The following is a 16102-nucleotide window of genomic DNA, read 5'->3' as shown; positions in this document are numbered from 1 at the left end:
GATTGCGCTCCCGGAGGGGGCTCGCTGCGCTCGCGGTCATTGGTCAGGGCTCGCTGCGCTCGCGGTCATTGGTCCGGGCTCGCTGCGCTCGCGGTCATTGGTCAGGGCTCGCTGCGCTCGCGGTCATTGGTCACTGATGCGAATCAGCCGTTGAAACGTTCAGCAAAAAGAAATGTCATCTCGACCGAAACCCCCGCGTACGCGGGGGGAAGCGGAGAGACCTCCTTATGCCGAGCACTGCGCCTTTGAGGATGCGGCAGCGTCGCGATCTCCACATGACATTCAAAAGCCCATGTTAAGGAGGTCTCTCCGCTCCAATGCCGGCAAGCCGGCGTCTTCGGTCGAGATGACATTATTTTGGGATATTTTGCCCTAATTCAACTACTTATTGGCATCACTGGTCATTGGTCACTGGGGTCGGGGCTCGCTGCGCTCGCGGTCATTGGTCATTGGTCACTGGGGTTGGGTCGGGGCTCGCTGCGAGTGGGGACATTGGTTAGGGCTCGCTGCGCTCGCGGTCATTGGTCATTGGTCACGGGGCATGGCTCGCTGCTATTGCGGTCATTGGGCATGGGCCTGCGTCGAAATGAAACCGACGGGGGAATAGGCTGTTTTGCGATTTACAATTTCCGATTTCCGATTTCACAACGTTCTCGCCTGCTATGCTGATCGATACCCACGCGCATATTTACCTCGATCGATTTGAACCGGATCGTGACGCCATGATGGGGCGGGCGAAGGAGGCCGGGGTGGAGGCTATAGTGATGCCGGCGATCGATGTGGCTTCGGTGGAGCAGGCCCTGGCGCTGTGTGATCGGTATCCGGGACTGTACGTGATGGCTGCGTTGCATCCGTCGGAGACGAAAGCGGCGCGGGAGTCGGACTTCGAGGCGATCGCGTCGTTCTGTGCGGATGCGCGGGTGGTTGCGGTCGGGGAGTCCGGGATGGATTATTACTGGGACCGGTCGTTCGATGCCGAGCAGGAAAGCGCGTTCCGCCGGCACATTCGCCTCGCCATCGAAACGGAATTGCCCCTCATCTTGCACAGCCGCGACAAACAGGGGCGCGACGAAGTCCATCGCGACATGGTCCGCATCCTCAAGGAGGAAGGCGCCGGCGATCCGCGGTTGCGCGGCATTTTTCACTGCTTCGGCGGGCCGGCGTGGCTCGTCGACGAGGCGATCGGGATGGGATTCCTGCTGGGCATCGGCGGCACGCTGACCTTCAAGAATAGCGGCGTCGCCGAACTCGTTCGCGAGGTGCCGCTGGAGCATCTCGTCCTCGAAACGGACGCCCCGTATCTGGCGCCGGAGCCCCACCGCGGCAAGCGAAACGAGCCGGCGTACGTCCGGCTCGTCGCCGAGCGGCTGGCGGCGATCAGGCAGCTTTCGCTCGACGACGTAGCCGCCGTCACCACGCAGAACGCGCGCCGGCTGTTCGGTATCGGGTAGGTGTCGGTCTATCATTCCGCTGTTTCCGGCGGTATATTGGGGTTGGAGCGTGCAATCAGCTTCAATTTCCAGGAAGGATGCGTTTATTCGTGGCCGTTCTGTTCGCACGGCGTGCCATGCCATTTCAGTCCCGTCGCCACACCACTGGGCGCCAGAAGCCGGGCATTATCCTCGTTCTGGGCGCCATCCTGGCCGCGCTGCCCAACGCCGGCGTCGCCCAGCGCGCGGACCTGCACCTGAATCGTTACATGGTGCGCAACTGGTCGGCGATCGACGGATTGCCGGTGGATTATGTCGGCGAAACCAGGTTGGGCCCCGATGGCACGTTATGGGTATCGACCTTTTACGGACTGGCCCGGTTCGATGGAACGTCCTTCCAGACCCTGTCCAACGACGCGGTCAGCGGCTGGGGACGCTCGAACCGGATCGCCGGGTTTTGCCCCGATGACGCCGGCGTGTGGTTTTTGACAGCAGGCGGTGACGATGCGCTCTACCGGTGGGACGCGGATACGGAGGACCGAGTCGTTCAGTATGCGACGGGCATAAATGCCTTGATGTGTCTCGGCGACCGCATCGCCGTCCGATCGAAGGATGAGATGCGATTGTTTGAAGGAGGAAGTTGGGCGAGACGGTTTCCGGCCAATGAGACGGAGCAGCTGCTGGTGGATGGCGAATACACGTTGTGGATGAGCGGCATCGGTCGCCTGACCCGCATCATGCGGGATACCGCGATCGTCTACACATCCGCAGAGGGCATCCCGCCCGATTTGGACGATGCGGACCGCAACTGGAGGAGCATCTTTTCGCAGGTGGCGATCGGAGGTGAGGGCACACCCTATCTAGCCAATGGCGAGGGCGTGTATGGCCTGCGCAACGGCCGATGGGAACGCATTGCTCCTCTTGACAACCAGGTTTATGGACGTTTGACCGTGTCGGATGACGAAGGGGGGACGATCTGGAGCCTCTATCCGGATGGCTTGACCGCATGGCGGGACGGACAGGTGCGGCGGCTACCGCTACCGGAGGCGCCCATCGACCTCGTCAAAGACCGCATCATGCTCTACAACGTCCAGGATCATCTGTTTTTGATCCTCCGGAAAGACTACGCGTCACAGTTGTACGCGTACGATGCGCATGAACACTGGGTCCCCATCGGGCTCGATCGCTATCTCGTGAAGGTGGTGAATCACGTGGCGATGGATCGGGCCGGCGTGCTGTGGATGGCGACAGATCAAGGGCTTCTGCAAGTCGTGCCCCGGAGGGTGGAGGCGATCACACCCGATGAAGGTTTGCTCGATCCGCAGGTTTATGCCCTGGCGCCGGACGGGGAAGGGGGGGTATGGATCAGCGTGTGGACCAAAGGCGTGCAGCGCTTCCACGAGGGGCAGTTTACCGCGCTGGACCGCACCAATGGGCTTCAGGACAATCACGTGAAGTCGTTTCACCTCGCGCCCGACGGATCGTTCTGGATCGGTGCGCAGGGCGCCGTGCTGCGGGTCGCCGGCGGTCGGATCGTGGAGCACCTCGTCATCGATCAGCCGGCGACTCCAGTGCCGACCAATGTCGTGCATGTCGAAAAAACCGGACAGATGTGGGTGGCCACGGCCGGAGGCCTGTACAGGCGAAGCGGAGACCGGCTGGTGGAAGCGGAATGGGCCGGCATGCCTCTGCCCGCCAGAAGGTCGATCCGGGGCATGCTTTCGTCCGGCGCGGATAGCCTCTACCTGGCCACGGATCTGGGGCTTTATCTTACCCTCGACCGGCGGAAGGCCGAGCGCATCCCGTTGATCGACAGCAGCCTGCGGCTTACTTCGATCATGGAAGACGCCGCCGGCGACCGATGGATCACGACCGACGGCGCCGGATTGCTCCGGCTGCACGGCCACCGCATCGTCCGGTATACCGCCGAGATGGGGCTCCGTCGCAATACATTGCAGTTTGTTCTGGAGGATCGCCACGGCGACATCTGGGTCGGGCTGGAGGCCGAAGTCATGCGCCTGAGCAGAGCCAGCCTGGATGCGGTCATGCTGGGGAGGCAGGGGCGTCTCGATGTCCTCTCGCTCGACGTCGAAGATGGTATCCCGGGCGGCGAGATCATGCGGACCCGCAATGCGGCCTTCGTCGCACAGGACGGCAGGCTGTGGGTGGGCACGGGGCGCGGCGTGGCGATCATCAATCCCGACTCCATCGCAACGCACCCGCCGGATGTTGCGCTCAAGGATGTGGCCATCAACGGCGTTTCCGTGCCCTGGGAGCATGAAAGTCGCTTCCTGCCCGGTGCACGGAATAGCATTCATTTCACCCTGTCGACGCGTAGCGCGGCGAAAAAACGTCGCACGGAATTTCGATTCCGATTGATGGGGCGGGATGAGGGGTGGACCGGGACCGATCGTCAGGATGTGCTGTATCAGCGCCTCGATCCGGGCGCCTATATGTTTGAGGCCTTTGCGGTGGACAAGGACGGCCGGCGTAGCGAGCACACGGTTCGTTATCCGTTCGTGATCGAAGCGGAGTTTTATCGGACGGCCTGGTTTCGTGCCGTCGCGGCACTTCTACTCGTTGGCGCGATCGCCGCGGCAGGCTACCGACGCGAACGCCGGCGAAGGATGGCCTTCGCACAGGCGCAGCGCGAGCACCGCTACGAGGAACGCGAACGCCTATCGCGCGACCTGCACGACGACCTGCTCAACAACATCAACATCCATAAAAAAGGGCTTGAGCTGCTCCAGCAGGGTGAGACGCTGTCGGATACGGGCCGGACCCTGCTGGATGTCGAGATCCACACGATGGATGAGCTGATGGGGTCGTTGCAGGACACGGTGTGGTACTCCGATCCCAAAAACGACCGCCTCGATGCCCTGGCGAGCCGCATGGAGCGCTGGCTGCGCCGGCTACCCACTCCGCCCAGGGTATCGCTGGACGTGCGCCCGGAAGAAGGTGTCCCGGGTATTCCGCTTGAAGAGGAACGCCGGCGGCATGTCTTCATGCTGTTCAAGGAAGCCGTCGGGAATGCCGTAAAGCACGCGGCGTGCACGCAGATCGCCGTCTCGATCGCCTATGAAAATGAACGTTTCCGGTTTGCCGTGGGCGACAATGGGGTAGGATTTGATCGCGATGGAATTACACACGGCAATGGTCTGGCAAACATGGAGCATCGTGCCCGGAAAGCCGGCGGTTTGCTGTCGATCAACAGCGTGAAGGGCGTCGGAACGCGGGTGGAATTTGAGCTGGAACTCGAAACGCCGGCCTAGTCAAGGAATCGAGCGCGCAAAAAAGGAGGGTCCGAGCCGTGCGGGCGCTTGATGACGCTAGGGGATTTTCCCCATGCCGTATGTTGAGGAATACACGTCATGCGACCGGATGTGGATGGTCGTACCATAATACCCGGAAAATGAACGATCAACATCTGGATACATCGATGCCTGTCGCAACTCCCATTCGAGTCTGGATGATCGAAGACGATGCGATGTATGCGCAGCTGTTTAGCAACGTGATCAGCCAGTTCGCGGGGATCGAGTGCCGGCGGGTGTTCGAAACGGCCGAAATCGCTTTTAAGGCATTCGATGTGCTCGATGAGCGACCTGATGTCGTGATTCTCGATATCGAAATTCGTGATGGAATGAACGGAATCGACAGTATCAGGCCACTCAAGGAGAGAATCCCGACGACGCCGATCGTCATGCATACCGTCAATGACACAGCGGAATACATTTACGATGCGTTACGTCTTGGCGCTTCCGGGTTTATCAGCAAGCATCTGCGGTTCGAGGATATAGCGGACGGGATCCGGCGCGCTGTCGACGGGGCGCTGTTCATGGAGCCGGAAATCGCGAGGAAGGTACTCGGTTTTTTTAAGAGGCGACAGCAGCGTTCGCCGGAAGACTATGAGCTGACGGACCGGCAATTCGAGGTGCTGAAGCACCTTTGCGATGGAAAGAGCCAGAAGGAAATAGCTAATCTGCTATGCATATCGTCCCGTACAGTCGACAATCATATCCGCACAATCTATCAGAAATTGCATGTCCACTCCGGCATAGAGGCCGTTGCAAAGGCATTTCGAGAGGGACTCATCGATCCACTGGATTGATGGAATGACTCGTTGGCGGTTCGAAACACGCTCCCCATTTGAGGAGGATGCGTCATGACGAGCGCCACAAAATAGAGTAGGATAGTGCATGAACCCTTTTGCCCAGCAGGTTCGGACGAATTGTGGTGTACGCTGCGAGTCGCCGGCCTGATGGGTTCGGAAGGACCGTAGTCGTATTCGTTTCTCAGCACTATGCCTGTTATGAAAATCATTTATCGTTCCCTGTCCCCCCTCATTCTCTTGCTCTTGCTCATCAATGGGGATTCCAATGCACAACAGTTTGGAGGTATTATCGAAAGCGGATTTGGTGTACAAACCGGTTTCCGAAAACTCACTGGAGATGCTTCTATTGTCCGCTATCAAGTTGCTATGGGTCTCGTCTATCGACCGTGGGTAGAGTTTGGTCTATCAACGTTCGTTTCTCCAAATGATTTTGGATCAGAGATCGTTGGATTCGGCCCTAATGTTACGTTCTACCCGTTGCGCGAATCATCGGGCAGTCCGCTAACACTCGGAATAGGTGCATCCTACGACCATGTTCTCCGCCCGGCAGCTGTGAATGGCGCAGAGCTCCAGAGAAACCATGTGATGCTCAATGGTATCGCGATTCGCACGTTCGATGCTACCGATTGGCTGAGCCTGGTGCCGCAAGCGGAACTCCTCTTTCTGCGCGCCCACGCCGAACTGGATGGTCCGACTGGATCGATCGAGACGTCAGAATCCGAGATAGGCGCGTCCGTAGGGTTTAACCTCGTTGCACGTCCTGCAAAGAACGTCTCGATCCTGTTAGGCTGGAAATATTACCTGGGCAAGGAGCTATTCTCCGATACCGTTGAATTCCCTGTATCCATTTTGATCAGTTATTGAACTGAGTGTCGCGCGTCGACTCGTTCAGCTCGTCAGTGCCACCAAGTTACAGACGTGTCCACAAGGATTGAGGGTACATCCCAATGCAAGCAAAGAGTCAATCTTACTTCCTCGCAATGCTGGCTACCTTTCTGCTCTCTACATGTCTTCCAGCTAAGAGCGATGCCCAGGTACGCAACCGGATGGAGAATTGGTACACAAACTGGGGAATTGGCTACCCGTTCATCGAGTACCCTTCACCGATAACCGGTACAGCACAGCTCGACAACGCATCCATAATGCTCGATCTTCTCGGTTTCTACTGGCCCTTGGATGAGCAAATGATATTGGGGGGGACGATCAACGGCTGGGGTGACCGATATGCGGCTGGAGGTGAGCATGTTCAGATAAATGCCTACACGTTTGGCTTCAGTATCATGCGATTTCTTCAAGCCCGGGTAGGGGATGGCTTCTTTCTCAGGAGTGATATCGGTCCATCGCGCATTGTAGTGGACAGCTCAGTTTTGACATCAAACCTGGAGTCGGATTGGGGGCTTGGCATCCTTGTCGGTGGTGGCTATGGCTTTCCGGTTTCGCCAGAGACGCGTGTGCTCCTACACCTTAATTATTCTGTCCGTCGAATCGAGGGTGAGCAGTTTACGAATTTCGGTATTGGTGTGAGCGGTTTGTTCTGATTTTATTCGAATCCTTAGGTATTTCCCAGGAGGTAATAGCATGTCTGTAGGCACACGATGGAGTACAAATACCCCTTTTAGCCTGTCACTATATCTACTCATTAGTGTAATCATTCAAGGTTGTGCGGCGACATTGGTTCAGACGGTAGATACACAGTATGTCGATCGTAGCTTCGACGCTAATATACTTGCGGAATCTGGAATCGCATTGCTGCCCGTGTCGGGTGCTGAACGGGTCAGCCGTGCCGTAATCGCCGCCGCCGGCGACAGCATGCTCTATTTCGTGTTGCCTGAAATAGATTTTATGGATAGTAAACGCGTTGGCCGTGTGATTGCGGACAATGGCATTGCAGATGCGTACCTCAGTTTCAGTCGAAATCTAGACGATGCCGGTTTACTTGACTCGCGTTTTCTGGACGAGTTGTTCGAAGCGACCGGTAAACGATACTTTGTGCGATTGACAACGGATAGGTTAGTCGAAGGGAAAAATTATGCCATCGAAAAAAATGCCTGGACGGGTAAGAATCAGCTAAATAGTTATGGTAAGAAGAGTATTCGGGTGTTTGGCCAGATCATAGATGCTGAAATGGGTGAAGTTGTGTGGGAAGGAGCCGGCAGTGCCAATGCGGCCGAAAGCAAGTATTTTTATATCGCGCAGGATGAGGCGGAGTTTTATGCGTCTGCAACCCGAACTTTGATCGGGGGAATGTTTGGTGTGAATGCCTCAGGAGCACGGCGTTTCGATGCGGATGAATCCTGGGCAATCAAAAAGGATGAAGCGTTGCCTGAACTGGACCAGGAGCATCGTGGACTCGCGTATTCGGTCACAAAGTGCGAGAATACGCCGCGATGCTTTTATGCGGATGTGTTCGAACCGCGTCCGCTGTCACCGGATGCACCGTATCGAGGTATTCTCTATCGAAAGGAATACAAAACACTCGATCCAAACATGGCGCTCAAGTACTTGATCCGGGACATTGACGATTACCTGGGACGGCCTCCAGCAGCCCAGGACGAAATGGAATCGGAATGGAAGAATGATGTTGCCACTATGGAACGCGAGCAAGAAGCCGAGGAACTGGAATCGTGCTCCGAGACGGATAGCAGAAGCACTGAGGGCATGGTGGTAATTCATCCTTCGACTGGCGTATATGCTTCACCACGCAAGGACATGCCAGCACGTCTTACGCTTGAACCAGGTGCGCAGGTCGTTCTCCTGAAAACCAAGTCCCGTTACTCACAAGTATGTTTTGAGGGACAAAAAGGGTGGGTTGAAAAAGATCGGCTTGGCAGGCGTTCGTCGAAATAGAGGGCTTCGGTATTATCAGCCTGAGTATAGATGATTTGTCAGGGTCTGGGTTGACGCAATACGTCAGAAAAAAACATCAACCCCAGATCTTCCGTCGCCTTCCGGTCGTGACCTACACCTTCTACGAGCACGAAACGCACATCTGCGCCGGCCTGGTGATACAGCACCTCGCTGTGCGGCCAGCGGGATAGCGGGGTGTTGCCGAAAAGGCGATCCAGCTGCATGGCGGCGTCTTCATCCCAGCCGTCCCGGAAATCGACGGAATCGTTGTCATCCTCGCCTCCCATGTACAGCAACTGGGGTACGGCGGCGAAGCCTGTGGAATCGAACGGCGCGCCGACAAGTTTCCCGATGTCGGCCACGCCGGCGGGGTAGTTCAGCGGTTCTCCTTGCCACGTTGCTACCGGCGCGAGAGGCCAGCCGCCGGGTGATCCGGCGGCGGCCGCCATCACCCGATCGGGGTGCAGGGCCGTGAACCGGTTCGCGAACATCCCGCTCGCCGAGAACCCCTGGATCAGGACACGCTCGGCGCTGTCGTATCCGGCGTCCTTCAGGTACGCACGCGCCCGATCGATCATGGCGATAAGCTGGAGATCGAGGCGTTTCAGGTCTTCGCGATCAGTGGTGAGCGCGTCTCGATCGATCGCGTGCGTGTAGATCTGCCAGTCGGTGGCGGGGCGGATGAACGCCGGCACCAGCAGCGCGACGCCGAGTTCATCGGCGATCCGTTTGCGCTCCAGCCCCATCCACCAGGCGTCCCTGCGGTGGACGGCCGGGTCGTCCGACGTAATACCGGAATTGTTGGGTTGTACAAGCAGGACGAGAGGCTCACCGTGGTCTGCCTTGCTCCGGGCTTCTGGCGAAACGTACAGGAAAAATGCGGCGTGGTAGCCCGCGGAAGGGTCCGGCTCGAAAAGTTCGGTGCGCAGCGCGTAGGGAGCGAGCAAGCCGATGGCCGCTGTGGCAAGCAGTACGAGCAGGCCGGCAAGAATCAAAAGCGTACGACGGAGCATCGTGGCGCGTGCGGGAAGGTGGCAAATTCGAGGCGCGTATCTGTACGCGGGCAGCCGGCGCGCGTGTTGCGGACGGGCAATAAAAAACCCGACGGTCCACAAGGACCGTCGGGTTATGCAGATAGAAGCGCGGGCGACTTATTTCTTGTCGTCCTCTTCGTCGACCACTTCGTAGTCGACATCCTTCACCTCTTCGCCGGGTTCGCCGGCATCGCTGGCCGGCGCGCCCTCCGCCGAGGCGGCTTCCTGGCTCGCCTTGTGCAAGTCTTCGCCGGCGGCGGCCCAGGCGTCGTTCAACTGCGCGAGGGCGGAGTCGATTTCGGCCACGTCCGTGCCGTTGGCGGTTGCCTGTTTCAGGCGCTCGAGCGCGGCGTCGATCTTGGCCCGCTTGTCGGACGAGATCTTGTCGCCGTAGTCCTTGAGGTTCTTTTCGGTCGTGTAGACCAGCGCGTTGGCCGAGTTGGTCTTTTCGACGTTCTCGCGGCGCTTCTTGTCCTCGTTGGCGTGCGAGCGGGCGTCCGTGCGCATCTTCTCGATTTCATCCTTCGAGAGGCCGCTCGAGGCTTCGATGCGGATGGTCTGCTCCTTGCCGGTCGACTGGTCCTTGGCGGACACGCTCAGGATGCCGTCGGCGTCGATGTCGAAGCTGACCTGAATCTGCGGGATGCCGCGCGGCGCCGGCGGGATGCCGTCGAGGTGGAAGCGGCCGATAGTCCGGTTGCCTTCCGCCATCTCGCGGTCGCCCTGGAGCACGTGGATTTCCACGCTCGGCTGGCTGTCCGACGCCGTCGAGAACACTTCGCTCTTGCGGGTCGGGATCGTCGTGTTGGCCGGGATGAGCACCGTCATCACGCCGCCGAGGGTTTCGATGCCCAGGTTCAGCGGGGTGACGTCGAGCAGGAGCACATCGCTCACGTCGCCGGAGAGCACGCCGCCCTGGACGGCCGCGCCGAGGGCCACGACTTCGTCCGGGTTCACCGACCGGTTCGGCTTCTTGCCGAAGAACTTCTCGACCGTCTGCTGCACGAGCGGAATACGCGTCGAGCCGCCGACGAGGATGACTTCGTCGATTTCGCTCTTCGAGAGGCCGGCGTCCTTGAGCGCCTTTTCCATCGGCGGGATCGTCCGGTCGACCAGGTCGTCCACCAGCTGCTCGAACTTGGCGCGCGAGAGCTCCATGTTCAGGTGCTTCGGACCGTCCTGCGTGGCGGTGATAAACGGCAGGTTGATCGCCGTCTGTGCGCCGCTCGAGAGTTCGATCTTGGCCTTTTCAGCCGCCTCCTTGAGGCGCTGCAGCGCCATGGGGTCCTTCCGGAGGTCGATGCCTTCGCTCTTCTTGAACTCGTCGGCGATATAGTCGATCAGGCGCTGGTCGAAGTCGTCGCCGCCGAGGTGCGTGTCGCCGTTGGTCGACTTCACTTCGAAGACGCCGTCGCCCAGTTCGAGGATCGAGATGTCGTACGTGCCGCCGCCGAGGTCGTACACGGCGATGATGCGGTCGGTATCCTTCTTGTCGAGCCCGTACGCCAGTGCGGCGGCCGTCGGCTCGTTGATGATACGGCGGACGTTCAGGCCGGCGATTTCGCCGGCTTCCTTCGTGGCCTTGCGCTGCGCGTCGTTGAAGTAGGCCGGCACCGTGATGACGGCTTCCGTGACGCTCTCGCCGAGGTAGTCTTCGGCGGTCTGCTTCAGCTTCTGCAGGACCATCGCCGAGATCTCCTGCGGCGTATAAACGCGCTCGTTCACGTCGACACGTGCCGTGCCGCCGTCGCCCTTGACGACCTGGTACGGGACGGTCTTCATTTCCTCGCTCACTTCATCGAACTGGCGGCCCATGAAGCGCTTGATGGAGAAGAGGGTATTCTTGGGATTGGTGATGGCCTGCCGCTTGGCCGGCGCGCCCACGAGCCGCTCTCCGTCTGTCTTGAACGCTACGACGGAAGGCGTCGTGCGCGCACCCTCGGCATTGGTGATGACGACCGGTTCACCCCCTTCCATGACGGCAACCACCGAGTTCGTCGTGCCGAGATCGATTCCAATTGTCTTACCCATTGTATCCGTTTCTTTTCTATCGATGAACGATACGTCTGACGGGTACTGCGCGTGGCTTCGCGCCGGCCCTCAGCGTCAACATTTCATGCAACCTGTCTTCGGAGTTGCTGTACGCAGCGGCATTCCTCAAGAAAGATGCCATTGTAAAAAGTGCGCCACTCTGTCAGGACCCACCCGAAAACGCCGGAAAAATAGGGCTTACTGCGACGCTCTGGCGGACGCCGGCTGACAGGCGCGCGGCCCGCATCCGGCTCGGCCGACAGGTCCCGAGCCGTTGCGGGGCCGGCCGGCCGGGGCTCGTTTTACCGGGACCGATGGATTTTAAACGAAGCGCGTGGCGGCAACCCTGGCGTGGGTATCTTATATTCTCGCTATGAGCAGTAGTCCGGTGTACATGAAGAACGTTCCCAACGCCATAACGATCGCCCGGATCGTCCTCACGCCCGTGGTGCTCGTCTTACTTTTTTCCGAGTCTTTCGCCGGCCGGTTGGGGGCGCTCCTCGTCTTCGTCATCGCGGCGATCTCGGATTACTACGATGGGAAGCTCGCCCGGTCCTACGCGGTGCGCTCCCGGCTGGGGCAGTTTCTCGACCCCTTCGCGGACAAGGTGCTGGTGCTCGGGACTTTCGCCGCGCTGGCCCTGCTGATCCCCCATATCGTCCCCTGGTGGGCGGTGGCGCTCATTGCGGCGCGCGATGCCATGGTCACCGGGCTGCGGGCATGGCATGAATCCCGAGGCCGCAGCCTCCGGACGCTGCCGATGGCCAAGGCGAAAACGACGGTCCAGCTCACCTTCCTGATCGCCACCCTGCTGCTCATGACGATGACCAAGGTGAAAGGGGCCGTGGGCGAGTTTGCGGACTGGCTGCTGGGCAGCTGGATACCGTACGCCTGTCTGCTGTTCACCGTGGCCTTTACGGTGTGGACCGGAATCGTGTACGCCATGAACCGAGAAGTAGGCACGACGTGATGTCCGATCAATCGTTGCGCGAGCGAAAAATCGCCGGCGCGCTCCTCTCCATCGGCGCCGTTGCGCTCTCGCCCGATGCGCCGTTCACCTGGGCCTCGGGTCTTCGGTCGCCGATCTATTGCGACAACCGCCTCACGATGGCCTATCCCGCGATCCGCCGGCAGATCGCCGAAGGATTCCGCGATCTCATCGCCGAACACGGTCTGGCCCCCGAGGTGATCGCCGGCACCGCCACGGCCGGCATCCCGCATGCCGCCTGGCTGGCCGATACACTCGGTGTGCCGATGGTGTACGTCCGGTCGAAGCCCAAGGAGCATGGCCGGCAGAACCAGATCGAGGGCCTGCTCGAGCCCGGACGGGCCGTGGTCGTCATCGAGGACCTGATCTCCACCGGGGGCTCGTCGATGGCTGCCGTACAGGCGCTCCGCGAGGCCGGCGCCCGGGTGCTGGCGGTGCTGGGCATCTTCTCCTATGGATTTCCCGAGGCGAAAACGCTGTTTGCCGAGGCCGGCATCCCGGCCCACACCCTGACGACGTTCGCGGCGCTCATGGATGTAGCCGCCGAGGAAGGGCGCATTCCCGCCGCCTCCAAGTCGGTGCTGGATACCTGGCGACGCGACCCCAAGGCGTGGAGCGCCGCGCATTGAGGCCGAACCGCGGCTGAATGTTTGGATCTGGACGTTTTTTCTTCCCCTTATGCACGCACACATCATCACGGTCGGCGACGAGCTCCTGATCGGTCAGGTCGTTAATACCAATGTATCCTGGCTTGGCGAACAGCTCACCCTCTACGGCGTGACGGTTGCCCAGACCATCACGGTGCCGGACGAGCAGCCGGCCATCGAGGCGGCCATCGCGCGGGCCTGGGCGGAGGCGGACGTGGTCGTCATCACGGGCGGACTCGGGCCCACCCACGACGACGTGACCCGTGAGGCGATCGCGGCTTTTCTGGGCGGCGATCTCGTCTTTCATCCAGAAATCCTCGAACACATCCAGGGCATTTTCGATCGGTTCAAGCGCACCATGCCGGAAAGCAACCGCGCGCAGGCGCTGGTGCCGGCAGGATGCGAAGTGCTCCACAATCCGGTGGGGACGGCGCCCGGACTGTGGTACGACGGCGTCGCGCGCGGCAAGGAGGGCCTGCTGTTCGTGTGCCCGGGCGTCCCCCGGGAGATGAAACGGCTCACCGCGGATCACCTGCTGCCCCGGCTGACCCGGACCGGCCGGCTCCGGAATTTCAAACATCTCACGATCCACACCGTGGGGATCGGGGAGTCGCATCTGGCGGAACGACTGGGCGAGATCGTGACGGGCCTCGGCCCGCGCCAGCGTCTTGCGTTTCTGCCCGACCTCGGGAGTGTGCGGCTGCGCATCACGGCGTTCGCGGACGAGGCGGCGGAGGCGCTGCGCCAGGTAGAAGAGTTTGCGGTGCGCGTCCGCGAGCGGCTGGGGCACCATGTGGTGGGGGTGGACGAAGAGGTGCTGGAGCAGGCGATCGGCCGGCTGCTGCGCGAAAAGGGCCTCACCGTGGCAACCGCGGAGAGCTGCACCGGCGGGCTCATCGGCGACCGGATCACCAACGTGAGCGGGGCCTCCGATTATTTTCGCGGGGGGGTCGTCGCGTACTGCAACAGCGTAAAGAGCACGGTGCTGGGGGTGTCCGACGAGGTACTGCGCGCCGAGGGAGCCGTGAGCGAGCAGGTGGCGATCCAGATGGCGCAGGGCGTGCGAAGCCTCCTGGGCGCCGACATCGGCCTGTCGTCCACCGGTATCATGGGCCCCGGCGGCGGCACGCCCGAGAAGCCGGTCGGGACCATCTGGGTCGGCTACGCGGACGCCCTCAGCGCGGAAGCGCGGCTCATCGAATCCCACCGCGACCGCCTCTCGAACAAGCAATACGCCAGCACGACCGTGCTGGACATGCTGAGGAAAAAGCTGCTGTAAGGGTGGGGGATGGGGGAGGCGGGAATTTGGATGCGGGAATTCGGATGGAGGATGTTGGATGCAGGATGTTGGATGGGGGATGTTGGATGGGGGATGTTGGATGCAGGATGCAGGATGGGGGATGCGGGATGCGGGAATTTGGATGGAGGATGTTGGATGCCGGATTTTCGGAAAACCGGGTCGTTGATCCTGCATCCTGCATCCCGCATCTTGCATCCCGCATCTTGCATCCCGCATCCCTCGCAAAAAAGTTCGCGCGGGAAGGTATGCCGGGGGGCGGGGCGGTGTCTATATGAAAAAACACCACCCGCTTGTAAATATGTGCGATTTATGTTAGTATGCCCCCCGCAATGCCGCAGGCCGGCGACGGCAGGCGCCCGGTTGCCGGGCGAAGGCGGCGCGAAGGGTCACGCGATGGGACCATTCGAAAAAAGGTCTGACGCGGGCTTCAGGGCTATGACACACAGATGACACTCGCGCGGTGTATCCTGGGTATCGACAACCTGAACACAGCCCATTTACCCCAAAACACACATACTCATGGCAGCAACCGAATCACCGAAGCAGAAAGCGCTGGACCTGGCCGTCAAGCAGATCGAGAAACAGTTCGGCAAGGGGGCGATCATGCGCCTGGGCGATGCGCCGATCGTGGCCGTGGAGTCGATTTCGACGGGCTCGCTCGCGCTGGATGCCGCCCTGGGCGTTTGGGGCGTGCCTCGCGGGCGCATCATCGAAATCTACGGCCCGGAATCGTCGGGTAAAACGACGCTTGCGACGCACATCCTGGCCGAAGCGCAGAAGGCCGGCGGGGCCTGCGCCTTCATCGACGCCGAGCATGCGTTCGACGCCACCTACGCGAAGAAGCTGGGGGTGGACGTTGATAACCTGCTGGTTTCGCAACCCGATGCCGGCGAGCAGGCGCTCAACATCTGCGACATGCTCGTGCGCAGCGGCGCGCTTGACGTGGTGGTGATCGACTCGGTCGCGGCGCTCGTCCCGCAGTCTGAACTCGAAGGCGACATGGGCGACAGCAGCATGGGCCTCCAGGCCCGGCTCATGAGCCAGGCCATGCGTAAACTCACCGGCACCATCAACCGCACGAAGACGGTGCTGATCTTCATCAACCAGATCCGTGAGAAGATCGGGGTGATGTTCGGCAATCCGGAAACGACGACCGGTGGCCGGGCGCTGAAGTTTTACGCCTCCGTCCGGATGGACATCCGCCGCATCGGCGCCATCAAGGAGGGGACGGAAGTGGTCGGCAACCGAACCCGCGTCAAGGTGGTGAAGAACAAGGTGGCGCCGCCGTTCCGTGAGGCGGAATTCGATATCATCTACGGCGAAGGCATCTCGGCCATCGGCGAACTGATCGACCTCGCGGTCAGCTTCGAGATCATCCAGAAAAGTGGCGCCTGGTATGCCTACGGCGATCAGAAGATCGGCCAGGGGCGCGAGGCCACGAAAAACTGGCTGCGCGAATCCGCCGCCGTGCAGGAAGAAATCAAGAAACGCGTCAAGGATGCGATGGGGGTGGATGCGGAAGGCAACAAGCCCAAAGGCGGTGCATCCTCGAATGGAGAGGACGATTCCTACGACGATTAATTCTGGGCTCAACGCCTGGCTCCGTGAGCATCAGGCCCTCTTCCGCGTTGCGGGGGAGGGCTTTCTTTTTTTAGGATCGATCGGGAATGACGTGTCGCAGGCACGCCTCTTTTGCGCTTGCGGCCGGCGCAAC

General features: G+C 60.4%; 12 protein-coding genes. 10 read left to right on the top strand and 2 right to left on the bottom strand.

What is annotated here, in order from left to right; genetic code table 11:
• Positions 1–662 precede the first annotated feature (662 nt).
• The 6 genes from R2834_01165 (at position 663) to R2834_01140 (ending at position 8388) form a co-directional block, all read left to right on the top strand.
• The gene (locus tag R2834_01165; protein MEZ4698911.1) at positions 663–1451 is read left to right on the top strand and encodes a TatD family hydrolase; all 789 of its coding nucleotides are present in this window, start codon (positions 663–665) and stop codon (positions 1449–1451) included.
• 116 nt (positions 1452–1567) lie between these two features.
• On the top strand, positions 1568–4702 hold the full coding sequence (locus R2834_01160; GenBank protein MEZ4698910.1) for an ATP-binding protein: 3135 nt from the start codon (positions 1568–1570) through the stop codon (positions 4700–4702).
• 140 nt (positions 4703–4842) lie between these two features.
• Entirely contained in the window at positions 4843–5538 is a 696-nt protein-coding gene (locus tag R2834_01155) for a response regulator transcription factor (GenBank protein ID MEZ4698909.1), read from the top strand.
• 201 nt (positions 5539–5739) lie between these two features.
• Complete coding sequence (locus R2834_01150; protein ID MEZ4698908.1) at positions 5740–6405, top strand: hypothetical protein; 666 nt, start codon at positions 5740–5742, stop codon at positions 6403–6405.
• Between the two features lie 116 nt (positions 6406–6521).
• Positions 6522–7079 carry a hypothetical protein gene (locus tag R2834_01145; protein MEZ4698907.1) on the top strand — a complete coding sequence of 186 codons (558 nt, stop codon included), beginning with the start codon at positions 6522–6524 and terminating at the stop codon, positions 7077–7079.
• Positions 7080–7119: 40 nt separating this feature from the next.
• The gene (locus tag R2834_01140; GenBank protein MEZ4698906.1) at positions 7120–8388 is read left to right on the top strand and encodes a hypothetical protein; all 1269 of its coding nucleotides are present in this window, start codon (positions 7120–7122) and stop codon (positions 8386–8388) included.
• A gap of 38 nt (positions 8389–8426) precedes the next feature.
• On the opposite strand, the gene R2834_01135 is transcribed toward R2834_01140, so the two are convergent.
• Positions 8427–9401: a hypothetical protein gene (locus R2834_01135; protein MEZ4698905.1), complete on the bottom strand. Its 975-nt coding sequence runs from the start codon at positions 9399–9401 to the stop codon at positions 8427–8429.
• 138 nt (positions 9402–9539) lie between these two features.
• A complete protein-coding gene (gene dnaK, locus R2834_01130; GenBank protein ID MEZ4698904.1) occupies positions 9540–11453 on the bottom strand; it encodes a molecular chaperone DnaK in 1914 nt (637 codons plus the stop codon).
• 394 nt (positions 11454–11847) lie between these two features.
• Here dnaK and pgsA point away from each other — a divergent pair, with 394 nt between their 5' ends.
• The 4 genes from pgsA (at position 11848) to recA (ending at position 15969) form a co-directional block, all read left to right on the top strand.
• A complete protein-coding gene (gene pgsA / locus R2834_01125) occupies positions 11848–12423 on the top strand; it encodes a CDP-diacylglycerol--glycerol-3-phosphate 3-phosphatidyltransferase (GenBank protein MEZ4698903.1) in 576 nt (191 codons plus the stop codon).
• Positions 12423–13070, top strand: a complete 648-nt coding sequence (pyrE, locus tag R2834_01120; GenBank protein MEZ4698902.1) for an orotate phosphoribosyltransferase — start codon at positions 12423–12425, stop codon at positions 13068–13070. The genes pgsA and pyrE overlap by 1 nt, the downstream gene beginning before the upstream one ends.
• A gap of 49 nt (positions 13071–13119) precedes the next feature.
• Entirely contained in the window at positions 13120–14367 is a 1248-nt protein-coding gene (locus R2834_01115; GenBank protein ID MEZ4698901.1) for a competence/damage-inducible protein A, read from the top strand.
• A 540-nt stretch (positions 14368–14907) separates the two neighbouring features.
• Positions 14908–15969 carry a recombinase RecA gene (gene recA / locus R2834_01110; GenBank protein MEZ4698900.1) on the top strand — a complete coding sequence of 354 codons (1062 nt, stop codon included), beginning with the start codon at positions 14908–14910 and terminating at the stop codon, positions 15967–15969.
• Positions 15970–16102: the final 133 nt, after the last annotated feature.

Source organism: Rhodothermales bacterium (assembly GCA_041391505.1).
GTDB lineage: Bacteria > Bacteroidota > Rhodothermia > Rhodothermales > JAHQVL01 > JAWKNW01.
The sequence above is the reverse complement of the archived record's forward strand: the minus strand, read 5'-3'. Positions and strand labels throughout refer to the sequence as shown.